The sequence below is a fragment of the Variovorax sp. GW823-FHT02B07 genome (assembly GCF_058797695.1).
Window position 1 is genome coordinate 2,204,639 of sequence record NZ_JBXAJX010000001.1, and the last position, 23,375, is coordinate 2,228,013.

The 23,375-nt window shown below is 70.2% G+C and carries 21 protein-coding genes; 13 read left to right on the forward strand and 8 right to left on the reverse strand.

Annotated features, from left to right (window positions below; genetic code table 11):
- Nucleotides 1–18: 18 nt before the first annotated feature.
- From AC1RGU_RS10260 to AC1RGU_RS10285, 6 genes are read right to left on the reverse strand one after another with little or no spacing between them, the layout of a single operon-like run.
- Nucleotides 19–2,424 (reverse strand): MMPL family transporter, encoded by a 2,406-nt coding sequence (locus AC1RGU_RS10260; RefSeq protein ID WP_492696331.1) that lies wholly within the window; start codon nt 2,422–2,424, stop codon nt 19–21.
- A complete protein-coding gene (locus AC1RGU_RS10265; protein WP_095948590.1) occupies nt 2,421–3,056 on the reverse strand; it encodes a LolA-related protein in 636 nt (211 codons plus the stop codon). Before AC1RGU_RS10265 ends, AC1RGU_RS10260 begins: the two co-directional genes overlap by 4 nt.
- Nucleotides 3,028–4,038, reverse strand: coding sequence for a lysophospholipid acyltransferase family protein (locus AC1RGU_RS10270; protein WP_492696333.1), 1,011 nt, complete (start codon nt 4,036–4,038; stop codon nt 3,028–3,030). Before AC1RGU_RS10270 ends, AC1RGU_RS10265 begins: the two co-directional genes overlap by 29 nt.
- Nucleotides 4,035–5,750 carry an ApeI family dehydratase gene (locus tag AC1RGU_RS10275; protein WP_492696335.1) on the reverse strand — a complete coding sequence of 572 codons (1,716 nt, stop codon included), beginning with the start codon at nt 5,748–5,750 and terminating at the stop codon, nt 4,035–4,037. Before AC1RGU_RS10275 ends, AC1RGU_RS10270 begins: the two co-directional genes overlap by 4 nt.
- 16 nt (nt 5,751–5,766) lie before the next feature.
- Complete coding sequence (locus tag AC1RGU_RS10280; RefSeq protein ID WP_062482691.1) at nt 5,767–6,411, reverse strand: COG4648 family protein; 645 nt, start codon at nt 6,409–6,411, stop codon at nt 5,767–5,769.
- A gap of 3 nt (nt 6,412–6,414) precedes the next feature.
- Complete coding sequence (locus AC1RGU_RS10285; RefSeq protein WP_062482694.1) at nt 6,415–6,726, reverse strand: phosphopantetheine-binding protein; 312 nt, start codon at nt 6,724–6,726, stop codon at nt 6,415–6,417.
- 102 nt (nt 6,727–6,828) lie between these two features.
- On the opposite strand from AC1RGU_RS10285, the gene AC1RGU_RS10290 reads away from it, so the two are divergent.
- Nucleotides 6,829–8,340: a helicase HerA-like C-terminal domain-containing protein gene (locus AC1RGU_RS10290; RefSeq protein ID WP_354342052.1), complete on the forward strand. Its 1,512-nt coding sequence runs from the start codon at nt 6,829–6,831 to the stop codon at nt 8,338–8,340.
- Nucleotides 8,341–8,355: 15 nt separating this feature from the next.
- Here AC1RGU_RS10290 and AC1RGU_RS10295 read toward each other — a convergent pair whose 3' ends face one another.
- Both AC1RGU_RS10295 and AC1RGU_RS10300 read right to left on the reverse strand, forming a co-directional pair.
- Nucleotides 8,356–8,997, reverse strand: a complete 642-nt coding sequence (locus tag AC1RGU_RS10295) for a DUF1109 domain-containing protein (protein ID WP_095745358.1) — start codon at nt 8,995–8,997, stop codon at nt 8,356–8,358.
- A complete protein-coding gene (locus AC1RGU_RS10300; RefSeq protein WP_062477750.1) occupies nt 8,994–9,578 on the reverse strand; it encodes a sigma-70 family RNA polymerase sigma factor in 585 nt (194 codons plus the stop codon). Before AC1RGU_RS10300 ends, AC1RGU_RS10295 begins: the two co-directional genes overlap by 4 nt.
- Nucleotides 9,579–9,664: 86 nt before the next feature.
- Here AC1RGU_RS10300 and AC1RGU_RS10305 point away from each other — a divergent pair, with 86 nt between their 5' ends.
- The 12 genes from AC1RGU_RS10305 (at nt 9,665) to AC1RGU_RS10360 (ending at nt 23,374) form a co-directional block, all read left to right on the forward strand.
- The gene (locus AC1RGU_RS10305; RefSeq protein WP_159276923.1) at nt 9,665–10,084 is read left to right on the forward strand and encodes a hypothetical protein; all 420 of its coding nucleotides are present in this window, start codon (nt 9,665–9,667) and stop codon (nt 10,082–10,084) included.
- A gap of 14 nt (nt 10,085–10,098) precedes the next feature.
- Nucleotides 10,099–10,566: a DUF6152 family protein gene (locus tag AC1RGU_RS10310; RefSeq protein WP_070060744.1), complete on the forward strand. Its 468-nt coding sequence runs from the start codon at nt 10,099–10,101 to the stop codon at nt 10,564–10,566.
- Between the two features lie 82 nt (nt 10,567–10,648).
- The gene (locus AC1RGU_RS10315) at nt 10,649–11,974 is read left to right on the forward strand and encodes a GTP cyclohydrolase II (RefSeq protein WP_159271758.1); all 1,326 of its coding nucleotides are present in this window, start codon (nt 10,649–10,651) and stop codon (nt 11,972–11,974) included.
- Nucleotides 11,971–13,368 carry a URC4/urg3 family protein gene (locus tag AC1RGU_RS10320; protein ID WP_492696338.1) on the forward strand — a complete coding sequence of 466 codons (1,398 nt, stop codon included), beginning with the start codon at nt 11,971–11,973 and terminating at the stop codon, nt 13,366–13,368. Before AC1RGU_RS10315 ends, AC1RGU_RS10320 begins: the two co-directional genes overlap by 4 nt.
- Nucleotides 13,369–13,418: 50 nt before the next feature.
- Complete coding sequence (gene upp, locus AC1RGU_RS10325; protein WP_062477764.1) at nt 13,419–14,048, forward strand: uracil phosphoribosyltransferase; 630 nt, start codon at nt 13,419–13,421, stop codon at nt 14,046–14,048.
- 190 nt (nt 14,049–14,238) lie between these two features.
- Nucleotides 14,239–15,240 (forward strand): BMP family protein, encoded by a 1,002-nt coding sequence (locus tag AC1RGU_RS10330; protein ID WP_062477866.1) that lies wholly within the window; start codon nt 14,239–14,241, stop codon nt 15,238–15,240.
- Nucleotides 15,241–15,273: 33 nt separating this feature from the next.
- A complete protein-coding gene (locus AC1RGU_RS10335; RefSeq protein WP_492696339.1) occupies nt 15,274–18,096 on the forward strand; it encodes a polysaccharide deacetylase family protein in 2,823 nt (940 codons plus the stop codon).
- Nucleotides 18,096–19,067: a 5'-methylthioadenosine/S-adenosylhomocysteine nucleosidase gene (locus tag AC1RGU_RS10340; protein ID WP_206167779.1), complete on the forward strand. Its 972-nt coding sequence runs from the start codon at nt 18,096–18,098 to the stop codon at nt 19,065–19,067. Before AC1RGU_RS10335 ends, AC1RGU_RS10340 begins: the two co-directional genes overlap by 1 nt.
- On the forward strand, nt 19,064–19,804 hold the full coding sequence (locus AC1RGU_RS10345; RefSeq protein WP_492696460.1) for an alpha/beta fold hydrolase: 741 nt from the start codon (nt 19,064–19,066) through the stop codon (nt 19,802–19,804). The genes AC1RGU_RS10340 and AC1RGU_RS10345 overlap by 4 nt, the downstream gene beginning before the upstream one ends.
- A complete protein-coding gene (locus tag AC1RGU_RS10350) occupies nt 19,801–21,390 on the forward strand; it encodes an ABC transporter ATP-binding protein (RefSeq protein WP_492696340.1) in 1,590 nt (529 codons plus the stop codon). The genes AC1RGU_RS10345 and AC1RGU_RS10350 overlap by 4 nt, the downstream gene beginning before the upstream one ends.
- Nucleotides 21,390–22,454, forward strand: a complete 1,065-nt coding sequence (locus AC1RGU_RS10355) for an ABC transporter permease (protein WP_390349899.1) — start codon at nt 21,390–21,392, stop codon at nt 22,452–22,454. Before AC1RGU_RS10350 ends, AC1RGU_RS10355 begins: the two co-directional genes overlap by 1 nt.
- Entirely contained in the window at nt 22,451–23,374 is a 924-nt protein-coding gene (locus AC1RGU_RS10360; protein WP_062477785.1) for an ABC transporter permease, read from the forward strand. The genes AC1RGU_RS10355 and AC1RGU_RS10360 overlap by 4 nt, the downstream gene beginning before the upstream one ends.
- The last annotated feature ends 1 nt before the right edge of the window (nt 23,375 follow it).

Genomic DNA, 23,375 nt, shown 5'->3' on the forward strand with positions numbered 1-23,375 from the left:
TGGGCCCGGATTTTCCCATCAGCGCGGACGCTGTGGGCTCGGGCCCTTCCCGGGCGCCACGTTGCGCGCGAACGCGGCCGACAGCAGCAGCGCCAGCAAGGCGCCCGGCGCGACCACACGGCCGATGGACGACAGCGCCGGAATGTCCGAGATCGCGATCAGCCCGAACGACACCACCGTCGTGAGGTTGGCCAGCATCAGCGAGGCCAGCGTGTCTTCATCGGCGCGCCCGGTCGTGCGCAGCTGGTCGAAGAAGAGCGCGTAGTTCGATCCCACGGCGACGATCAGCAGCAGCCCCACGAGGTGCAGGATGCCGAGTGCCGCCTGCGCCAGTGCCATGCCGCCCAGCGTGAGCACCACCGCGAACAGCAGCGGCTGGCACACGGCCAGCAGACGGCGCCACGAGCGCAGGTACACGCCCAACAGCACCACCACCGCCAGCGCGCCGAGCAGCACCTGCACGAAGGCCTCGTGCAGATAGCGCTGATAGAGGCCGCCGAGCTCGCGCCCGACGTCCACCACCTGCACCTCGGGCAGCCCGGCCAGCGCCTCCTCGAGGCGCGCCTGTTCGAAGCCGGGGCCGGGATGCAGCACGACCAGCGTGGACCAGCCACCGCCCGGTCGCTCGTACATCAGCGTGTTGACCACCGAGCCCAGCGGGCCGCCCATGAGGTCGGCGCGCTGCACGGGCGCTTGCTTGCGCGCGGCTTCCACGTCGGCCACGAAGGGGCCGAGGCGCGATGCCGGCAGCGGCAGGCCCTTGGTCGCCTCGGCCAGGTTGGCGCGCAGCGTGTCGACGTCGGGCAGGCTGGCCTGGCGCGCCGTTTGCGCGGCCACGCTGGGCAGCACGCGGGTCACGGCTTCGTAGCCGCTGAGCTCGCCCTTGTCGACCAGCGCATCGAGGCGCGCAGCCGCGGCCTCGGTGTGGCGCAGTGCGGCCTGTTCGTCGTCGCCGAAGGCCACCACGAGCACGCCGCCGTCGCTGGCGCCGATGTCCTTGCGCAGCATCTCGTCGAGCTGCTGGGCCGAGCGCGGCACGGGGCTCATCGCGCTCAGGTCGGCGCGCCACAGGTGGCCGCCCTGCCACAGCACCAGCGCGAGCGCCGCCACGCCGAGCGCCGCCAGCGGCCAGCGCAGGCGCGGCAGGCCGCGCACCAGCAGGCCGGCCAGCCGCGCCATGTGCCGGCGCATGCCCATGCCGGTCGCGCCATCGGGTGCCAGCACGGGCAGCACGTAGCGCGTGGCGAGCGCGGCCGACACCAGCCCGGCGATCGAGAACACGCCCAATTGCGCCAGCCCCGGAAAGCCCGAGAACACCAGCGCCGCAAAGCCGCACACGGAGGTCAGCAGGCCCAGCCGCACCGTGGGCCAGTGCACCTCGCGCCAGCGCTGCCAGCCGGTGCCGGCCACGGCCGCGCCGCGCGCCTGGATCAGGTAATAGATGGCGTAGTCGACCGTCTCGCCGATCAGCGTGCTGCCGAAGCCCAGCGTGAGCCCGTGCACCGAGCCGAACACCAGGCTGACCGACGCGGTGCCCACCACCACGCCCGTGGCCACCGGCAGGAAGGCGATGACCAGCGCGCGCGGCGAGGCAAAGGCCAGCAGCAGCAGCACGCTCATCACGATGCCGCCCACCACCGCGAGGTGGATGGCTTCGGTCTTGATCTTTTCGCGGCTCATCACCGAGAACACGGGCGGCCCGCTCAGCAGCAGCTTCGGCGCGGCCTCGCCCATGCCACGCGCGGCGGCTTCGTAGGCGGCCTGCACGCGGGCGATGGCGACGGCCTGCGCGTCGAGGTCGCCGCCAGCTGCGCGCGTGGTGGCGATCATGAGCGCACGCGGCGCCTCGCGCGACATCCAGACACCGGCCTCGCTGCGCGGCGCGCTGGCCGGCACCAGCTCCATCGCGATGCGTTGGGTCTCGCCCGTCGGATCACTGTCGAGCAAGGGCTTGATCGCATTCCCGGCCGGCGTGCCGAGCATCGACAGGGTGTCGACGATGGCCTCGCGCAACCCTTCGGCGGTGAACTGCCCCGGCATCACGCCGGACGACAGTTGGTAGCGGTGCTGGAACACCCAGGTGCCGGCCTCGCTCCAGTCGCTCACGTCACCGTTCTGCACCAGGTCGAAGAGCTGGCTTTCGCGCATCGCCTTGCCGACGGCACGCGAGACTTCAGCACGCTGTTCGACGCTGCCGCCCTCGAAGCCCAGCATCAGCGTGCGCGAGGCGACGCCGCTTTGCAGCTGCTCGATCAGCACGCGCTGGCGCAGGTCAGGGCTCTTGGGAAGAAAGGCCGACAGGTCGGCGCCGATCTGGGTGCGCGCGATGACGACCGCGCCGAGGGCCACGACCAAGAGCCACGCCAGCAGGACGACGATGCGGCGCGACCACCCCGGCGGGCCGCCCGCCTGCGCCAGGCTCACGGCGTCGCGCGCCCGGGGGCGCCGGCCGGCAGCGCCGACGCCGGCGCGTTGGGCGAAATGTGCATGACCGAACGGTCACCGCCCACGAACTCCATCTCCAGCCCCAGCACCTCGCTGTTGCGGCCGGTGATGCGCATGCTGCGCACCTGCGCGGCCAGCCGGCTGTCGTTGGGCGTGAGGTCGAGCGTCCACTTGCCGGCGGCGCCGGTCACGGTGCTCTTGAAGTAGCGCTGCAGCGTGGCGCCGTCGCCGCTCAGCGTGCCGCGCATGGCTTCGACCAGGCCCAGCAGCTCGGGCATGCTGTCCAGTGCCAGCGTGCGGTTGCGGTTGCCGCGCGACAGGGTCAGCGTGTTGCCGTCGACGGACATGGTCTCGATGCGCGGCGACAGCGTGCGGCGCACCAGCTTGTCGGGCGCCTCGAAGCTCAGCGTGCCGCTCGCGTCGAGCGGGCCTTCGAGGCCGTGCACGAAGCGCTGCTCGGTGAAGCGCGCCTCGCCGCTCTTCTGCCGGGCCAGCAGGCCCATCAGTTCGGGCAGGTCGAACGCCGCCCAGGCCGGCGCGGCACAGAAAGCCACCGCCAGCACCACCACCCTGCAAAGCCGATCAAGCCGCATCTTCGAGCCAGAAATCATGAAAATTGAACCAGTTGTACGGGTAGGCGCGGCACAGCGCCTCCAGGCGGGCCACATAGGCTTCGACCGCGCTTCGGATGCGGCGTTCACGCTCCGCGGCGTCGGCGAACGGCGTGCCGAAGTCGGCCAGCGGATCGAACCGGACATCGTAGCGGGCACCGCCGCCGTACATGCCGGCCATGAAGAACACCTTGCGGCGCAGCAGCGCCGCCAGCCGGAACGGGCCATCGTTGAAGACGGCCGGCTGCCCCAGAAACGGCAGCACGATGTTGTTGCCGCGCTGGTTTGCCGGCTGCTCCTCGCTGCCCGGCAGGGTGCGGTCGGCCAACATGCCGCCGAGGCCGCCGCCGTCGAGCCAGTCGCGCAGCGCGAGCATGGAATGCGGCCGGCCCAGCGCGATCACGTGGGGCCGCATCTCGGGCAGCGCGATGGCGTTCAGGATGGCGGTGATGCGCTGCGCATTGTCGGGGTACATCAGCATCGCCAGCCGCATGCGGTTCTGGTGTTTTTGCTGCTTGCAGGCGCCGAGCACCTCGAAGCTGCCGATGTGGGCGCCGAGCAGGAAAGCGCCCCGCCCTTCGGTCGCCTCGGCCTCGATCGGGGCGTTGCCTTCGATCTTCAGCTTGAACAGGTCCATGCGCCCGCGCAGGAAGTACACGCGGTCGAGCACGGTGGAGGAAAACGCGTGCAGCAGGCGGTAGCCGTCGACCCAGCCCGCGCGCGGACCGATGGCCCGGAACAGGTAGCGCTTGATGTGGCGGCGCGGCGCCGGCGCGAACAGCAGGAAGTACAGGCTGATCGGCGGCAGCAGCAGCCGCGTGACGTGCCTTCCGCACACCAGCGCCATCAGGCAGATGAAGCGCAGCGCCAGCATGTTGCTGCGCTCGGGCGCGCGCGCCCAGTCGCCCTGCTGGGCCGCCGGGCGGGCGGTCTGCCGCGCCGCTTCGTCCACGGCGCGCGTTTCGGCGTCGGTGTGCTTCATCCCGCCGACTCTGGCACAGCCGTCCAGCGGCCGGTGACAGCCGCCACGCCGTCACAGCGCACGTCGAAACGCACGCCGCGGCCGGTTCCGGCCTCGGGATGCAGCTCGATGGACAGCGTGCTGCCAGGCCGCACGGGCGCCAGGAACTTGGCGGCCGCGAGCGTCGGGCTCGGGCCGAGCCGTGCCGACAGCGCCGGCACGCGCCGCACGACTTCCATGACCTCGGCCAGCAGCAGCGCGCCGGGCACCAGCGGCTGGCCGGGGAAATGGCCCGCAAAGGCCGGATGGTCGACCGGCACCGTGTGCGCCATCTGCACCGGCGTCTGGTCGTCGGCCAGCTGCGCCAGCGCAAATTCGCGCAGCGCCCGCACCGTGAGCTTGCCCGTGCCTTCGCGCGGAAAGGCCTTGACCTGCACCACGCGGCGCGGCACGAACACGGGCTCCAGGCGTTGCCGCAGTGCAGCAATGATGTCCGCTGCCGACAGCGTGGGCGCGACCACGAACGCCACCGGCCGCACCACGCCGTCGGCCACCTCGTCGGGCAGCCAGAAGGCGCCGTCCTCGACGCCGGCGATGCTGTTGAGGTGGTAGTTCAGGTGCGCGAGCGAACTGCGCCGGCCGGCGACGTGGATCAGGTCGTTGGCACGGCCGAACAAGCGAAAGCGCCGTGCATCGAGCAGCTCGAGCACGTCGGCCATGGGCGTCGGCTCGGGAATGAAATCGCCGCTGAAGATGAAGCGCTCGGGTCCGTCACCCTCCCCCGGCTGCGCATGCACGCGGATCTCGCCGAAGGTTTCCCAGATTTCGCTCTCGGTCGTGCGGCGCGTGGCCACCTGGCCCGATTCGGTGCTGCCGTAGATCTCGAGCAGCACGCCGCCCAGCGCCTGCTCGGCCTGCGCGGCCAATTGCGGCGACAGCGGCGCGGTGGCCGACAGGATCAGGTCGACCGGCGGCAACTCGATGCCCGACAGCAGCAGCGTCTTCAGGTGGAACGGCGTGGTCACCAGCGCGCGCGGGCGCGGCACCGAGGCCAGCGCCTTCGCCACGTCGGCCGGGAAGAACGGCCGCCCGGTTTCGAACGCGGCGCCACCGAGCATCGCAAGCAGCACCGACGACTCCAGGCCGTAGCTGTGCTGCACCGGTACGGTCGCCACCAGCGCGAGCCCTTCGAGCGTGGGCCGCTGCAGCACGCGGCACAGCCGCTCGACCGCCACTTCGACGTCGCCGACCAGCGTGCGCCAGGCCTTGGCATGCGGTTGCGGCACGCCGGTGGAACCCGAGGTGAGCAGGCTGGCCGCATGCCGGCCGCCGTCGATGGCGGGCACCAGCGCATCGCTGGCTGGGCCGGGCACGGCCTCGACCTGCAGGCGCCGCATGCCGGGTGTCTCGAGCTTGTCGTCGTCGGTCAGCGCGAACAGGTGGGCGCCGCCGGTTTCGGTCAGGCGCGCCAGCGTGTCCGGCCGCGCGTCGGGCGGCAGCAGGCTGGCATGGCCGCGCACCAGCGCGGCGCCCAGGCTCACGGCGAAGGCGTAGCGGTCGAGGCAGAGGTTGACGGCAGGCCCTTCGGCGGGCAGTGCGGGCGCCAGGCGCGCGACGTCGGCCAGGAATTGCCGCGTACTGACCGGCTGGCCGGCGCGCCAGGCCAGGGGCGCGTCGGGGTTGCGGTCCGCGAGCAGCGGCAGGAAGGAAGAAGAAGCGGTGTCGGGGGTCACGCGGGCTGTGCCTGTTTCATTGGCCGCCAGCGCCGTTGTCCACCGTCGAGGTGCCGTAGAACGCGCGCACCGCATCGACGAGGCGCGTGCGTTCGAATTCGGGATGCAGGCGGTAGCGCACGAGGTGCTCGCCCACGAAAAGCAGCGCCACGCTCAGCGGCGACAGCACGTTGGCCAGCAGCGACCAGGCCGAGAACGGCAGCGTCAGGTAGACCACGATCGACGAGACGACCACCACGGCGAAGTACACCGTCCACACCTGCGTCAGGTGCGTCGTGTACGACAGCATGTGCCCCTTCAGCGGGTGCACGCGCTGCGCGAACTGGGTGATCAGCGGCAGGCCCTTGCCGCGCAGCGTCGAGCCGAACCAGCCGCACAAGGCGCCGTTGATGCCGATGTGCTGCAGCACGTACAGGCGGTTCGTGTCGCCCGCCTCACCGAGGAAGACGAGCGAGAAGCCGCCGATGCCCAGCGCCGCCGCTATGGCCAGGCCCCAGCGGCCGAACCAGCTGGCGGCGCAACCCATGGCCGCGATCCACAACGGGCCGAGCAACACCACCACAGCCCAGGGCTCGGTGGCGTGGAACAGCGTCATCCAGTGGGAGAGGCCGGCATACGTGACCCCTACCAGCAGCAGGAGGACGAGTCGCCATCGGGACATGGATCAGGTGGCGCTGCGGTGCTCGGCGACGTGGGTCGCGAGCGTACGCAGCGACTGGAAGATCTGCTGGTTGCGCTCGTCGTCCGAGCGCAGCTGGAAACCGTAGCGGCGCGAGACTTCGAGCGCGACTTCGAGGATGTCGATGGAGTCGAGGCCCAGACCTTCGCCGTACAGCGGGTCGGTGGGAACGATCTCTTCAGGTGCGACCTCGAGATTGAGCGCGTTCACGAGCAACACGGCCAGCTCTTTTTCGATCGGCGACTGTTCGGATGCATCGCCAGTGGCGGGAATGGGGGGCTGAGCAGTCGATGACAAAAAAACCTCCTGAACTTTTTTCCTGAACGACCGTGCGGGGTCGTGAATTATAGGAGTGGCGGTTGATTAGACTGCGCGCTTCGATACGACCCGGAGCGCCCCATGGCCGACCCCCTTCTGATCGCACGCCACGACACCATCGAGTGCACCCTCCTGCCCGGCCTGGCCAACCGCCATGGCCTGATCACCGGCGCCACCGGCACCGGCAAGACCGTCTCGCTCCAGACCATCGCCGAACAACTGTCGAACATCGGCGTGCCGGTGTTCATGGCCGACGTCAAGGGCGACCTGACCGGCATCAGCCAGAAAGGCAGCGTCAGCGAGAAACTGGCCGCCACGCTCAAGGAACGCGGCATCGACGTGCCCGAGCCGGCCGCCTGCCCCGTCACGCTGTGGGACGTGTTCGGCGAACAGGGCCACCCGGTGCGCGCCACCGTGTCCGACATGGGCCCGCTGCTCCTGGGCCGCATGCTCGACGTGAACGAAACCCAGGCCGGCGTGCTGAACCTGGTGTTCAAGATCGCCGACGACAGCGGCATGCTGCTGCTCGACCTGAAGGACCTGCGCGCCATGCTGCAGTACGTGGGCGAGAACGCGAGCCAGTTCACCACCGAGTACGGCAACATCAGCGCCGCCAGCGTAGGCGCGATCCAGCGCGGCCTGCTGCAGATCGAGACCCAGGGCGGCGACAAGTTCTTCGGCGAGCCGATGCTCAACATCACCGACTTCATGCAGACGGTGGGCGGCAAGGGGGTGGTGAACATCCTGGCGGCCGACAAGCTCATGAACTCGCCGCGCCTGTACGCCACCTTCCTGCTGTGGATGCTGTCGGAGCTGTTCGAGCAGCTGCCCGAAATCGGCGACCCCGAGAAGCCGAAGCTGGCCTTCTTCTTCGACGAGGCCCACCTGCTGTTCAACGAGGCGCCCAAGGCGCTGGTCGAACGCATCGAACTCGTGGTGCGACTGGTGCGCTCCAAGGGCGTCGGCGTGTATTTCGTCACGCAAAACCCGCTGGACATTCCCGATTCGGTGCTGGCCCAGCTGGGCAACCGGGTGCAGCACGCGCTGCGTGCCTTCACCCCGCGCGACCAGAAGGCCGTGAAGGCCGCCGCCAGCACCATGCGCCAGAAGCCCGGCCTGGACATCGAGACCGCCATCACCGAACTCGCCGTGGGCGAGGCGCTGGTGAGCTTCCTGGACGCCAAGGGCCGCCCCAGCATCACCGAGCGCGTGTACGTGCTGCCGCCGGGCAGCCAACTCGGCCCGATCACGCCCGAGCAGCGCAAGGCGCTGATCGCGGGCTCGCTGGTGGCGGGCGTGTACGAGAAGACGGTCGACCGCGAATCGGCCTACGAAAAGCTCAAGGGCCGCGCCGAAAGCGCACCCGATGCGCCGGCTGCCGGCGCCAAGGGCGGAGCCGCCGCGGAAGAATCGTCCGGCATGGGCGGCATGCTCAACGACATGCTCTTCGGCAGCACCGGCCCGCGCGGCGGCAAGCGCGACGGCCTCGTGCAGACCATGGCCAAGTCGGCGGTGCGCACCATGGGCACGTCGGTGGGCAAGGAAATCCTGCGCGGCGTGCTGGGCGGGATCTTCGGCAGCAAGAAGCGCTAAGAGAAAGCGGCCGCGTTACCAGCGCAGCAGGCGCGGCCCCAGTGCCGCGCCCAGTAGCACCGGCACCGCGATCCCGCTCACGTACCAGACCGCGAGGAACGGCGCGGTCAGCTCCATGCAGTGCAGCGCGTAGACCGACGCGCCCACGCCGCCGGCCAGTGCGCCGGCCGCGGCCCCGGCCAGCGCGGGCCGCGTCGGCGCCAGCCCCCGCAATGCCACGAAGGTGGCCGCGAACACCGGCAGCGCCATGAAGCCGATGCTCAGAGCGCAGATGCGCCACGACTGGCCCATCAGCAAGGGCATGCGCTCCTCGATCGGCACCGAGAACCAGACGAACGCCGCCAGCCCCCAGATTCCCAACACCGGCAGCACCCCGCCCCACCACGCGTGGCGCACCCGCACGCCAGGCCGGGCCAGCCGCTGCACCGTCACGAAGGCCGCCGCCGCGATGCACAGCGGAAACAGCACCTTGACCCAGAACATCGGCCAGAACATCGCCTGCACCAGGTCGGGCCGCAGCCCGTACTCGCCGAACAGGATCACGAAGGACACCGGCAGCGCGGCCAGCACCGCCAGCCCGATCCGCCCGCTGGCGCTGCGCCGCGGCACCGCCACCTCGCCGGCGGCCAGCAGGTTCACGAGGTCGTCGGTCTTCATGGCGCGGCGCCTCCCCCGAACTTCGCGGCCAGGGCCTTCAGGCCCCGGTGGATGCCGACCTTCACCGCCGACTCCGACATGCCCGTGAGGCTGGCCGTCTCGGCCACCGAGAGGCCTTCGATCTTCACGTGCACGATGGGCAGGCGCTGGCGTTCGGGCAGGGTCTGCAGCAATCCGCCGAGGTCGCGCTTCGCGTCGCTGGCCTCGGTGGCCGACGCGGCGAACACGGCCAGGTCGTCGTCCAGCGGGTCATGCAGGTCTTCGCGGACCGACTTGGCGCGCAGCAGGTCGATCATCTTGTAGCGCGCAATGGCATGCACCCAGGCCGTCAGCGGCTGGTCGCTCTGGTAGGTGTGGCGCTGGTTGTGCATGGCGAGCAGGCATTCCTGGACGAGGTCTTCCACTTCATCGGGCCAGCCGAACAGGCGCTTGCCCAGAAAAGCGCGCAGGTGCGCACTCAGTTTCTGCAGGAACTCGCGGTACGCGCCGGCGTCGCCATCGAGGCCGCGAAGGAACAGGCGGCGCAAGGCCGCTTCCGCGTCGCTCGGTGTCGTCCTGCTGCCTACGGTGTTTCGTGCCATCGGGCCGGCCGGTTACAGCCTGGTGAAAAAAGATTGCAAGGGATTGTGCCGCGCCCCCGGGGCGAGGCTTGCGCTAAGCTGCCCCGATGCTGGCCGGACTCGTCTCGCACCCCTGGGCCTACCCGGCGCTGGAGGCGGCGCACATCGTGGGCATCGCGCTGCTGTTCGGCGGCCTGCTGGTGTTCGAGCTGCGCGCCCTCGGCCTGGCCCGCGAGCTGCCGGCGCCGCTGCTGGCGCGCCTCACGCTGCGCCCCGCCCTGCTGGGCTTCGGCCTGTGCGCACTGACCGGCCTGACCATGTTCGCCAGCCAGCCGGGCGAGTTGCTGAGCAACACGGCCTTTCGCGTCAAGCTGCTGCTGATCCTGCTGGCCGGCCTCAACGCCGCCTGGTTCCACCTGCGCGGTGACCTCGGCGGGCAGAGCGGGTTCGCCAGGTTTCAATGCCTCCTGTCTTTGGGGTTTTGGCTCGCTGTCATCATCTGCGGGCGCTGGATTGCTTATGTCTGACCAAGGAGAACGCGATGCTGCATCGACGCATGTTCGTGACCGGTTCGATCGCACTGGCCCTGCCCGCCTGGGCCCACCACGGCTGGAGCAGTTTTGACCAGGAGCGCCCGCTGTACCTGGAAGGCCGCGCCACCAAGGTGAGCTGGCGCAACCCGCACGGCGAGCTGGAGATCGAGCTGCCCGAGAACCTCGCGCTGCCGCCCGACCTGAAGCAGCGGCCCCTGCCGAAGCAAAGCGCAACGGTCGACGGCGCGGCGCTGCTGGCCAAGGCGCAGTTGCCGACGCGGCGCGACCGCAAGTGGCAGATCGAGCTGGCCCCGCTCACACGGCTGCAGGCCTGGGGCGTCGAGGAGATCAAGCCCGGCACGCCGGTGGCCGTGCTGGGCTTCACCTTCACCGGCGAGAAAGGCGACGCGGTGCTGCGCGCCGAGTACCTGTTCGTGCACGGCAAGACCTACGGCCTGCGCTCATCGCCTGCCTGAAAGCCAGTGCGGCCAGGCCGCGCGGGCCCTCGCTTGCCAGCCGCACAAGTGCTCGGTACATTGCATTTTTTGAGGGCCTCAAATGTCTGCAGACAGTACCGCGCTCCCTTCCGCCTTGCCGACCGCGACCGGTGCCAGCCCGGCGCAGAGCCCTCCGCTCCACCCCTCGTCCTCGACCGGCCACATCCGCCTGACCTCGCATGCCGGCGGCTTCGGCGCCCTGCCCATCCACTGGGGCGCGGCCACCGCCACCGAGCGCGGGCCCGTGGTCGGCACCACCACCAAGCGCGCGCACCGCAACGTCATCGGCACGCACAGCGGCTCGTACAGCGTGTACCGCGCGCTGGCCGTGGCGGCCGGCGCCCTGAAGCGCGAACACAAGGCCGACCTCACCAACACCGCGCCCACCGACGTCATCGGCCCCTATCCGCAGTGGAGCGAGCCCGGGCGCATCGTCTCGCTCGACCCCTGGGGCGCGCTCGTGGCCGACGTGTTTTCCACCGAACTCGCGGCCGGCTACGACATCCGCCCGACCATCGCGATCACCAAGGCCCACGTGATCCTGCCCGAGGTGATCGAGGCGCTGCAAAGCGGGCGCCTGAAGGCCGACGGCCACTTCCTCACCACGGGCGGCGCCGCGATGGTGACCAAGGCGGCCATCGAACCCGTGTGGTACCTGCCCGAGGTGGCGCGCCGCTTCGGCTGCTCCGAAACCGACCTGCGCCGCACGCTGTTCGAGGAAACCGGCGGCATGTACCCCGAACTCGTCACGCGCTCCGACCTCGAGGTGTTCCTGCCGCCCATCGGCGGGCAGACGCTCTACATCTTCGGCAACCCGCGCGACCTGGCCAACCCCGAGGTCGAACTCACCGCGCGCATCCACGACGAGTGCAACGGCTCCGACGTGTTCGGCTCCGACATCTGCACCTGCCGGCCCTACCTCACGCACGCCATCGAGGAATGCATCCAGGGCGCGCAGCGCGGCGGCGTGGGCCTCATCGCCTACTCGCGCAAGGAAGGCCGCGCGCTCGGCGAAGTGACCAAGTTCCTGGTCTACAACGCCCGCAAGCGCCAGGTCGGCGGCGACACGGCCGACCAGTATTTCGCGCGCACCGAGTGCGTGGCCGGCGTGCAGGACATGCGCTTCCAGGAGCTGATGCCCGACGTCTTCCACTGGCTGGGCATCAAGAAGATCCACCGCCTCGTGTCGATGAGCAACATGAAGTTCGACGCGATCACCGGCTCGGGCATCGAGATCGGCGAGCGCGTGAACATTCCCGACGAACTGATCCCGGCCGACGCCCGCGTCGAGATGGACGCCAAGATGGCAGCCGGCTATTTCACGCCCGGCCCGGTGCCGGACGCAGAGGAACTGAAAAAGGCCAAGGGCCGGGGATTGAGCGAATGAGCCGAAGCACCGACATCGACCTGCCCGCCGACGGTTCCGGCAGCCTGCGCCCCGGCGGCGCGGGCGCTGTCGATCCGTCGATCGAGTTCGCGCCCGACACCGCCCACCCGGCCGGCGCCGCCACCTTGCTGCGCACCACCACCGCCATCCGCCAGCGCGCGGGCGCCCTGCTGGCACGCGCGCGCCGCGGCGAGTCGCAATGGTTCCGCATCGGCAGCGACGACGCGCTCGAGGACGCGGCACGCACCGTGGCCGAGGTCACGCGCGAGCGTTACCCCTGGGACACCATCCCGTACCACAGCCGCTGGCGCCACTTCGAGGCCGGCGGCGTCGACCGCCGCCTGCAGCTCGACGCGCTGCTCGGCAAGGGCCTCGACGCCCGCCAGCGCGCCCGCGCCCACATCGACCTCACGCTGGTGAGCGTGCTGCTCGACGCCGGCGCCGGCCCGACCTGGCACTACACCGAACCGGCCACCGGCCTGCGCTTCACGCGCTCCGAAGGCCTGGGCGTGGCGTGTTTCCATGCGTTCACCAGCGGGCTCTTTTCGTCCGACCCGAACCACCCACTGCAGGCCGACGCGGCCGGCCTGCGCGGCCTCGTGACCGAGCGCCTGGGCGACGCCTTCCAGGTGAGCGAGGTCAATCCGCTGGTCGGCCTGGCCGGACGCGCGGTGCTGCTGCGCCGCCTGGGCGAGGCCATGAGCGAGCAGCCCGAGACCTTCGGCGACGACGGCCGGCCCGCCGGCCTTTTCGACGCGCTCGTGGCCCCGCTGGGCGCGGCCTCGCCGCCCACGGCCGAGATCACGGCGCACCAGATTTTGTCGCTGCTGCTCGACACCCTCTCGCACATCTGGCCCTCGGCCAACGCCATCGACAGCCTGGCGGCCGACGGCAGCGACAACGTTGGAGGCTCCGGCGACCCGGCCTTCGCACTGGGCGACTGCTGGCGCCACAGCGCCGTCACCGGCCCCGGGCTCACCAACGGCTGGATGCCGTTCCACAAGCTGTCGCAGTGGCTCACGTACTCGCTGCTCGAGCCCTTCGAATGGGCCGGCGTGAAGGTGCGCCACCTCGACGCGCTCACCGCCCTGCCCGAGTACCGCAACGGCGGCCTGCTGATCGACAGCGGCGTGATCGTGCCGCGCGAGGCGGCCTTTCTCACCCGCCGCTGGAAGGCCGGCGACGAGTTCATCGTCGAATGGCGCGCCCTCACCGTGGCGCTGCTCGACGAAATCGCCCCGCGCGTGCGCAAGGTGCTCGACCGCACCGAGGAAGAGCTGCCCCTGGCCTGCGTGCTCGAAGGCGGCACCTGGGCCGCGGGCCGGGTGCTGGCACAGCGCTTGCGAAACGGTGCGCCACCGCTGCAGATCGAGAGCGACGGCACCGTCTTCTAGTCTTTTAGACTCTCCTGTTTTCCGCAACGGCACACCAAAAGAAGACTCCAATGAGCAACGTCCACCTCGTCGACCACCCCCTCGTCCAGCACAAGCTCACGCTGATGCGCCGCAAGGACGCCTCCACCAACAGCTTTCGCCGGCTCTTGAACGAAATCAGCATGCTGATGGCCTACGAGGTCACGCGCGACATGCCGATGCAGGACATCGAGGTCGAGACCCCGCTGGAGACCATGCAGGCCAAGGTCATCGACGGCAAGAAGGTGGTGCTGGTGTCGATCCTGCGGGCCGGCACCGGCATCCTGGACGGCATGCTCACGGTGGTGCCGGGCGCGCGCGTCGGCCACATCGGCCTGTACCGCGACCCCAAGACGCTCACGGCGGTCGAGTACTACTTCAAGATGCCCGGCGAGATGGAGAACCGCGACGTGATCGTGGTCGACCCCATGCTGGCCACCGGCAACTCGGCCGTGGCCGCGGTCGAACGGCTGAAGGAACTCAACCCCAAGTCGATCAAGTTCGTCTGCCTGCTGACCTGCCCCGAGGGCGTGAAGACGATGCAGACCGCGCACCCCGACGTGCCGATCTACACCGCCGCCATCGACCGCGAGCTGGACAGCCACGGCTACATCCTGCCGGGCCTGGGCGACGCCGGCGACCGCATCTTCGGCACGAAGTAGGCTCGCCCCCAGGCTTCGCGCACTTCGTGTCGCTGCTCCTTCCCCCTACCGGGGGCAACACCTGAGGCCCGGCGGAGCCGGTTCCTCGGTGTTTGCTGGAAGGGAGCCTGCCGCAAGCGGCCGGCTCGGTTGGGTTCGGTGGGCACGGGGATTGCAGCGCTTGATTTTTTTACAGACCGAGGAGAAGACCGTGACAGCACGCCGTCAATTGATCGTTCGTTCCATCGCCGTCGCCGCAGCGCTTGCGGCGGGCGCCCCGGGCCTTGCGCTCGCGCAGGCCAAGCTCAAGGTGGCTGCCGTGTACACGGTGCCGTTCGAGCAGCAATGGGTGGGCCGCATCCACAAGGCGCTGAAGGCGGCCGAGGCGCGTGGGGAGATCGAATACAAGGCCACCGAGAACGTGAGCAATGCCGACTACGAGCGCGTGATGCGCGAGTACGCCACGGGCGGCAACCAGCTGATCCTGGGCGAGGTGTTCGGCGTGGAAGCGGCGGCGCGCAAGGTCGCGAAGGACTTCCCCAAGGTGGCGTTCCTCATGGGCTCGTCGCTGAAGCCGCAGGCGCCCAACTTCTCGGTGTTCGACAACTACATCCAGGAACCGGCCTACCTCAGCGGCATGGTCGCGGGCGGCATGACCAAGAGCAACCGCATCGGCATGGTCGGCGGCTTCCCGATCCCCGAAGTGAACCGGCTCATGAACGCGTTCATGGCGGGCGCGAAGGAAACGAACCCGAAGGTGGAGTTCAGCGTGAGCTTCATCAACAGCTGGTTCGACCCGCCGAAGGCCAAGGAAGCGGCCTTCGCGATGATCGACAAGGGCGCCGACATCATGTACGCCGAGCGCTTCGGCGTGTCGGACGCGGCCAAGGAAAAGGGCAAGCTCGCCATCGGCAACGTGATCGACACGCAGGCCCAGTACCCCGACACGGTGGTGGCCTCGGCGCTGTGGAACTTCGAGCCCTCGGCCGACCGCGCCATCAAGCTGGTGAAGGAAGGCAAGTTCGCCGCCGAGGACTACGGCGTGTATTCGCACATGAAGCACAAGGGCTCTGAACTCGCGCCGCTGGGCACCTTCGAGAAGAAGGTGCCGGCCGACATCGTGGCCAAGGTGAAGGCGAAGCAAGCCGACATCCTGGCCGGCAAGTTCACCGTGAAGGTGGACGACGCCCAGCCGAAGTCCACCGCCAAGTAACAAGCAGACAGACAAGCGAGCAGACCCGAACCCATGAAGCGTGCGCGATGGCAGACCGCAATCCATGGCATGGCCATCGCGGCGTTGGCCGCCGGGCTCGCCGCCTGTCAACCTGAGCCGACGGCCCCGGCCCCGGTGGCCGAGGTGCCCGTATCGGCCGCCTCGGCGCCCGCTGCCGTTGCACCGCCGGTGGTCGCGCCACCGGTCGGCATTCCGGCCGCGCTGCAGGCGCGCGCCGACGCCCTGCTCGCCGCGCACCGCCAGATGATCGTGCTGATGACCGGCGAGCGTGCGCTCGAGGCGGCCGAGAAGCGCGCCGTCAGCGCCGTCGGGCAGCAGCTGTTCCACGAGATGCAGGAGCGCCAGCAGGCGCTGGTCGCCCAGGCCGCGGACATGACGGACCCCGCCGCCGTGGCGGGCCTGAACGCACTGCTCGACCGCATCGAGAGCGAGCCCAGCTGGTTCGATGCCGACCGGCTGGCGTTCAAGGAGTTCCTGTCCGAGCTGAGCACGCGCTACAGCCAGGCGCAGTCGCTGTCCGGGCTCAAGCTCGGCCGCCGCGCCAGCGAAGACCTGGCCGTGCTCGCCGAGATCGAGCAGGCCTACGACCGCGAGCTGAAAGACGTGTTCGGCCGCTTCGCGCAGCGTGGCATCGAGCCCAAGCGCGAGAAGTGGGCCGACTACGTGGCCAAGCTGCAGGGCCTGTACTCGCGCGAGCAGATCCTGAAAGACTTCGGCGCCATCGTTCCCTACACGCAGCCCCCGGGCGGCGCCAAGGAAAAGGACAGCGCGGACGCACGCGAAATCTTCGGCACCTCGCTGCCGGCCAAGACCGTCGTGCTGACCTTCGACGACGGCCCGCACGCCAAACACACCGACGAGATCCTGGAGATATTGAAGCGCTACGACGCGCCCGCCATCTTCTTCCAGCTCGGGCGCAACCTGGGCAAGCTCGACGCACAGGGCAAGGCCCAACTCAACGCCAACGGCGCGACCGCCAAGCGCGTGCTGGCCGCCGGCCACGTGCTCGCCAACCACAGCTTCAGCCACGGCATGATGGCCAAGATGACGGACGACGCGGTGCGCGTCGAAGCCAGCGAGACCGAAACGCTGCTCGATGCCACCGGCCGGCCGCAGTCCACCCTCTTTCGCTTTCCGTACGGCGCGCGCAACGAGGCCAAGCTGAGCACGGTCGAGGCGCTCAAGCTGCGCTCCATGATGTGGACTGTCGACTCGATGGACTGGGCCGACCCGGTGCCCAAGTCGATCGCCGACCGCGTGCTGGCCGAGGTCGACAAGGCCAAGCGCGGCGTCATCCTGTTCCACGACATCCAGGGCCGCACCGTGCAGGCGCTGCCCACGGTGCTCGACCAGCTGGTGGCCGACGGCTACCGCTTCGCCACCTGGCGCGACGGCAAGTTCGTCGTGAGCGCATCGAAAAAGGCCGCACCCGACGACGGCGTGGCCGCCACCTCGGGCGACACGCTCTACCGCGAGAGCCACGCGCTGGTGATCGGCATCGACAAGTACGCCAAGTGGCCCGGCCTGCACCACGCGGTGCCCGACGCCAAGGCGATGGAGCAGCTGCTCGTGACGCGCTTCGGCTTCAAGCCCGAGAACATCACGGCGCTGTACGACGACCAGGCCACGCGCGCCAACATCCTGCGCGCGCTGAACGAAAAGCTGACCGACGGCAAGCGCGTGAAGCGCGACGACCGCGTGCTGGTGTTCTTTGCCGGCCACGGCAGCACCCGCAAGCTCGCGAGCGGGCGCGATGTCGGCTACATCGTGCCGGTCGACGCCACGCTGGACAACCTGCCGTCGGACGCCATCTCGATGCCGCAGCTGCAGGAGGTGGCCGAGGCGCTGTCGGCCAAGCACGTGCTGTTCCTCGTGGACGCCTGCTACTCGGGCCTGGGCCTCACGCGCGGCGGCGCGGCGCAGGGCAACAGGAATTTCCTGACCGACAACGCGCGCCGCATCGGCCGCCAGATGCTCACCGCCGGCGGCGCCGACCAGCAGGTGGCCGACGACGGGCCCGGCGGCCACTCGGTCTTCACCTGGACGATGTTGCAGGCGCTGTCGGGCAAGGCCGACCTGAACGGCGACAACGTCATCACCGGCACCGAACTCGCGGCCTACGTGGCGCCGGCGGTCTCGGCCATCGCGCGGCAGACGCCGGCCTTCGGCAGCCTGCCGGGCTCGGAAGGCGGCGAGTTCGTGTTCGCGCTGCCCGTCGAACGCGAAGGCCTCAGCGGCGACAGCCTGCAGCTCGACGCCGCCGCCAGCCAGGTCAACAAGCGCATCGACCAGGCCAACGAGCAGGCCGTGCATGCGGCGGCCGTACCCAAGACGGCCAAGGCGACCAAGGCCGGCCCGCCCGCCGTCGAGGTGGTGGTGAAGAACCTCGAAGGCGCCGACACCAAGCTGACCATGCCGGCCGCCGCGCCGCTCACGCCGCGCGTGGCCGCCCAGCGCGCCAACGACCGCGGCCTGCAGCTGTACCGCGAGCGCCGCTACGACGAGGCCGAAGCCGCCTTCACCGAGGCGCTGAAGCTGCAGCCGCGCTTTGCGCTGGCGGCCAACAACCTGGGCTTCGTGTACTTCAAGCGCGGCAAGCCGGTCGAGGCCGCGCGCTGGTTCGAGCAGGCCATCGACATGGACGGCAGCCGCGCCCTCGCCTACCTGAACCTGGGCGATGCCTACCTGCAGGCCGGCAACGACGCCAAGGCGCTCGCCGCCTACACCACCTTCGTCGGCCTGGCACCGAAGCACGCGCGCGTCGCCGCGCTGCAAGCCTGGATCGCCACGCCCGACGCCGCACACCGCCCCTCACTCCCGCCCACCAACTCCTGATGACCATGACGAACACTTCCTCGCTTCTCCAGCGCCTGCGCGGCCCGGTCCTGGCCGCCGCGCTCGGCCTCGTGCTGACGGGCTGCGTCGGCGTCTACAAGTCGGACGTCGTCAGCATCAACAGCAGCACGCGGCTGGACGACACGCCGCGCCTGGCCGTGATCTCGGCCTTCGAGCCCGAGCTCAAGCTGCTGCTCACGCGCCTGCAGGGTCCCCGCAAACACAGCGTGAACGGCGTCGAGTTCACCACCGGCACGCTCGAAGGCAAGCCCGTGGTGCTGTTCCTCTCGGGCATCAGCATGACGAACGCGACCATGAACACGCAGCTCGTGCTCAACCGCTTTCGCATCAGCGGCATCGTGTTCAGCGGCATCGCGGGCGGCGTGAACCCGTCGCTGCACGTGGGCGACGTGACGGTGCCGGCCCAGTGGGGCCAGTACCTCGAGGTGCTCATGGCACGCGAGACCGCACCCGGCAAGTACAGCGCGCCGCCCTTCATCACCGACGCCACGCTGCCCAACTTCGGCATGAACTTCCCGCGTCCGGTCGAGGTGCGTTCGGCCGCCAAGCCGGGCATCGAGCGCAAGTTCTGGTTCGCGGCCGATCCGAAGATGCTCGAGGTGGCGCGCAGCATCCGCAACGTCGAGCTGGCGAACTGCGGCGCCGGCAAGTGCCTGCCGCGCAAGCCGCAGCTGGTGGTGGGCGGCAACGGCGTGTCGGGCCAGGCCTTCATGGACAACAAGGCCTACCGCGAATACACCTACAAGACCTTCCAGGCCAACGTGCTCGACATGGAAACCGCCGCCGTGGGCATGGTCGCCTACAGCAACGGCGTGCCCTACATCGCCTTCCGCTCGCTGAGCGACCTCGCGGGCGGCGGCGACGGCGAGAACGAGATGGGCACCTTCATGAGCATCGCGGCCGACAACTCGGCCAAGGTCATGCTGGCCTTCCTGGCCGCGTGGAAATGACGGTGGCGCCCGGGCGCCTGCCTCGTCTTGTCTTGCTGCCGGGCATGGACGGCACCGGCGATCTCTTCGCGCCGCTGGCGCAGGCCCTGGGGCCGCAGGCCGCCATCGACGTCGTGCGCTACCCGGGCCGCCAGGTGCTGGGCTACGACGAACTCGAGCCGCTGGTGCGCGCGCAACTGCCGACGCAGCAACCCTTCGTGCTGCTCGGCGAGTCGTTTTCCGGGCCGCTGGCCATCTCCCTCGCGGCCTCGCGCCCGCCGGGGCTGCGCGGCCTCATCCTGTGCTGCAGCTTCGCGCGCCGGCCCGCACCCGGCCTGGCGCTGATGCGCGCGGGCCTGCTCGACCTGTCGATGCGCCTGCTGCATTCGAAGCTCATGCGCGCGCCGATGCGGCACCTGCTGCTGGGCGGCTCGGCGTCGCCGCACCTGTCGGACATGCTCCAGGCTTCGCTGAAGCAGGTGTCGGTCGCGGTCATGACCCACCGCATGAAGGAAGTGCAGCGCGTCGACGTGCGCGACAAGCTGCCGTTGGTGCGTGTGCCGGCGATGTACCTGCAGGCGCTGCAGGATCGCGTGGTGCCGCGCCGCGCGGTGGCCGCCATTCAGCGCGGGTTGTCGGCGTTGCACCTGGTGCAGCTCGACGGCCCCCACGGCCTGCTACAGGCCTCGCCCGCCGCCTCCGCCCGGGCCATCGAGAATTTCTGCCGCGACCTGCCGTCGCCACCTGTCTGCCCATGAACCCCACCGTGCTCCGCCTCCAGGGCATCACCAAGCGCTTCGGCCCGCTCATGGCCAACGACGCCATCTCCCTCGACCTGCAGGCCGGCGAAGTGCTCGCGCTGCTGGGCGAGAACGGCGCCGGCAAGTCGACGCTGATGTCGATCCTGTTCGGCCACTATGTCGCCGACGAAGGCCGCATCGAAGTCTTCGGCTCGCCCCTGCCGCCCGGCAACCCCAAGGCCGCGCTGGCCGCGGGCGTGGGCATGGTGCACCAGCACTTCACCCTGGCCGACAACCTCAGCGTGCTCGACAACGTGACGATGGGCACCGAGCCGCTGTGGCGCCCGGTCTCGCGCCGTGCGGCGGCCCGTGCGCGGCTGCTCGAGGTCGCCCAGCGGTTCGGCCTGCCGGTGCAACCCGACGCGACCATCGGCAGCCTCTCGGTCGGCGAGCGCCAGCGCGTGGAAATCCTCAAGGCGCTGTACCGCGGCGCGCGCATCCTGATCCTCGACGAGCCCACGGCCGTGCTCACGCCGCAGGAGAGCGAGGCGCTGTTCGCCACGCTCGCGCAGATGGTGGCGCAGGGCCTGTCGGTGATCTTCATCAGCCACAAGCTCGGCGAGGTGCTGCGCGTGTCGCAGCGCATCGCGGTGCTGCGCGGCGGCAAGCTCGTGGCCGAGGCGCGCACGGCCGACACCACGCAGGCGCAGCTCGCGCTGTGGATGGTCGGCCACGCGGTCGAGGCGCCGCAGCGCCGGCCCGCGAAGTCGGTGGGCGACGCGGTCTGCGTGCTCGACCACGTGAGCACGGCCTCGGCGAAAGACGGCGGGCAGGACCGCCTGCGCGAGGTGTCGCTCACGCTGCGCGCGGGGGAAATCACCGCCATCGCCGGCGTCTCCGGCAACGGCCAGGTCGCGCTGGCCGAGCTGCTGAGCGGCACGCGCCGCGCCGTCTCCGGCAGCGCGCAATTCATGGGCCGCGCGCTGCCGCCCTCGCCCGCCCGGCTGGTGCAGCGCGGCGTGGCGCGCATCCCCGAAGACCGGCACGCGGTCGGCGTGGTCGGCGATCTGCCGGTGTGGGAGAACGCCGTGTCCGAGCGGCTGCGCAGCCCCGTCTTTTCACGCTGGTCGTTCATCGTCCGGCGCGCCGCCGCGCGGCTGCACGCCCGGCGCATCGAGAAAGCCTTCGACGTGCGCGGCGCCGGCCTGATGTCGCCGGCCCGTTCGCTCTCGGGCGGCAACATGCAGAAACTGATCCTGGGGCGGGCGCTGCTGGCGCCCGAGCAAGTGGAACAAGACACCGACAACAAGAAGTACCCGAACCGCGCCCCGCGCCTCATCGTCGCGCACCAGCCGACCTGGGGGCTGGACATCGGCGCCGTCGCCTACGTGCAGCAGCAGCTCATCGCCGCGCGCGATGCCGGCGCGGCGGTGCTCGTCATTTCCGACGACCTCGACGAAGTACTCGCGCTCGGCGACCGTGTGGCCGTGATGCACGGCGGCCACCTCGGCGAAGCGCGCCCGGCCGCGGCCTGGACGCGCGAGGCCATCGGCTTGGCGATGGCCGGCGCCACCGCGCCGCAACGCCCGGGAGCCGCCACATGATGCGCCTCGAACGACGCCACGAAAGCTCGCGCGCCGCGCTGGTGCTGGCCCCCATCGGCGCGGTCGTGTTCACGCTGCTGGTGAGCGCGCTGCTCGTGCGCTGGGCCGGCGCGCCGGTCGGGCGCACCTACGCGCTGCTGCTGCAGGGCGGCTTCGGCTCGGTGTTCGCGTGGAGCGAGACGCTGACGCGGGCCATTCCGCTCATCCTCACCGGCCTGGCCGCCACGGTCGCGTTCAAGGCGCGGCTCTTCAACATCGGCGCCGAGGGGCAGCTGTTCGCGGGCGCGCTCGCCGCCGTGGCCGTGGGCGGCATGCACGGCGGCACGGGCTTCGAGCTGTCGCCGTGGGTGCTGTTCCCGCTGATGATGCTGGCCGCTGCGGTGGCCGGTGCGCTGATGCTGCTGGGCCCGGCGCTCATGAAGAACAAGCTCGGCGTCGACGAGGTCGTGACCACGCTGCTCATCAACTTCATCGTGCTGCTGGGCGTGTCGGCGCTGCTCGACGGGCCGATGAAAGACCCGACGGCGATGGGCTGGCCGCAGAGCGTGTCGCTGCAGTCCGACCTCGAGCTGGGCAAGCTCATCGCGCAGACGCGCGTGCACACCGGGCTGCTGTGGGCCGTGTCGCTCGCGGTGATCGTGTGGGCGATCTTCAAGTACACGGTGCTGGGCTTCGACATCCGCGCCGTGGGCGCCAATGCACGCGCCGCCGCCTTCGCCGGCGTGCCGGTGACGCGCACCGTGGTGATGGTGGCGCTGCTCTCGGGCGCGCTGGCCGGGCTGGCCGGCGCCATCGAGGTGGCGGGCCGCACGAGCTACGTCACGCTCGACATGTCGCCGGGCTACGGCTACACGGGCATCGTGATCGCGATGCTCGCCGGGCTGCACCCGCTGGGCGTGATCGCCGCCGGCGTGTTCGTGGCCGGCGTGCTGGTCGGCGCCGACACCATGAGCCGCGCCGTGGGCGTGCCGACCTACATCGCCGACGTGATCGTCGCGGCCTCGCTGATCGCGGTGCTGGTGGCGACGCTGCTCACGCAGTACCGCGTGCGGGTGACGAAATGACCGACCTGCTCGACATTCTTTCCAACCCCGCCTTCTGGGTCGCGGTGCTGCGCATCGCCACGCCGCTCATCCTGGGCACGCTGGGCGTGCTGCTGTGCGAGCGCGCGGGCGTGCTCAACCTGGGCATCGAGGGGATCATGGTCGCGGGCGCCTTCACCGGCTGGCTCGCGGTGTATGCCGGCGCGCCGCTGTGGGCCGGCGTCGGCGTGGCCGCGCTCACGGGCATGGTGTTCGGGTTGCTGCATGCCTTCCTGACCGTCGGGCTCGCGCTGTCGCAGCACGTCTCGGGGCTGGGCATCACGCTCTTGGCCACGGCGCTGAGCTACTTCGGCTACCGCGTGAGCTTTCCGAAGGTGAACACGCCGCCGACCATCACGCCCTTCGCGCCGATGGACTGGCTGCCCGTGCCCATCCTCGGCGCGCAGACCGCGCTCACGCTGTTCGCGCTGCTGCTGGTGCCGGCGGTGGCCTGGGTGCTGTACCGCACGCCGCTGGGCCTGGCGCTGCGCATGGTGGGCGAGAACCCGCAGGCGGCCGAGAGCCAGGGCGTGTCGGTCGCGGCCACGCGCACGGGCGCCATCGTGGCGGGCTCGGCGCTGATGGGCGTGGCCGGCGCGTTCCTCACGCTCTCGGCCTTCAACGCCTTCTTCTTCAACATGGTGAACGGGCGCGGCTGGATCTGCGTGGCGCTGGTGGTGTTCGCCTCATGGCGGCCCGGCAAGGCCCTGCTCGGCGCGTTGCTGTTCGCGTTCTTCGACGCGCTGCAGCTGCGGCTGCAACAATCGGGCGATGCCGTGCTGCCTTACCAGCTGTACCTGATGCTGCCCTACCTGCTGTCGATCCTGGCGCTGGTGCTGGTGGCGCGCAAGGCCAGCTACCCGCAGGCGCTGATGAAACCCTACCGCAAGGGAGAACGCTGAC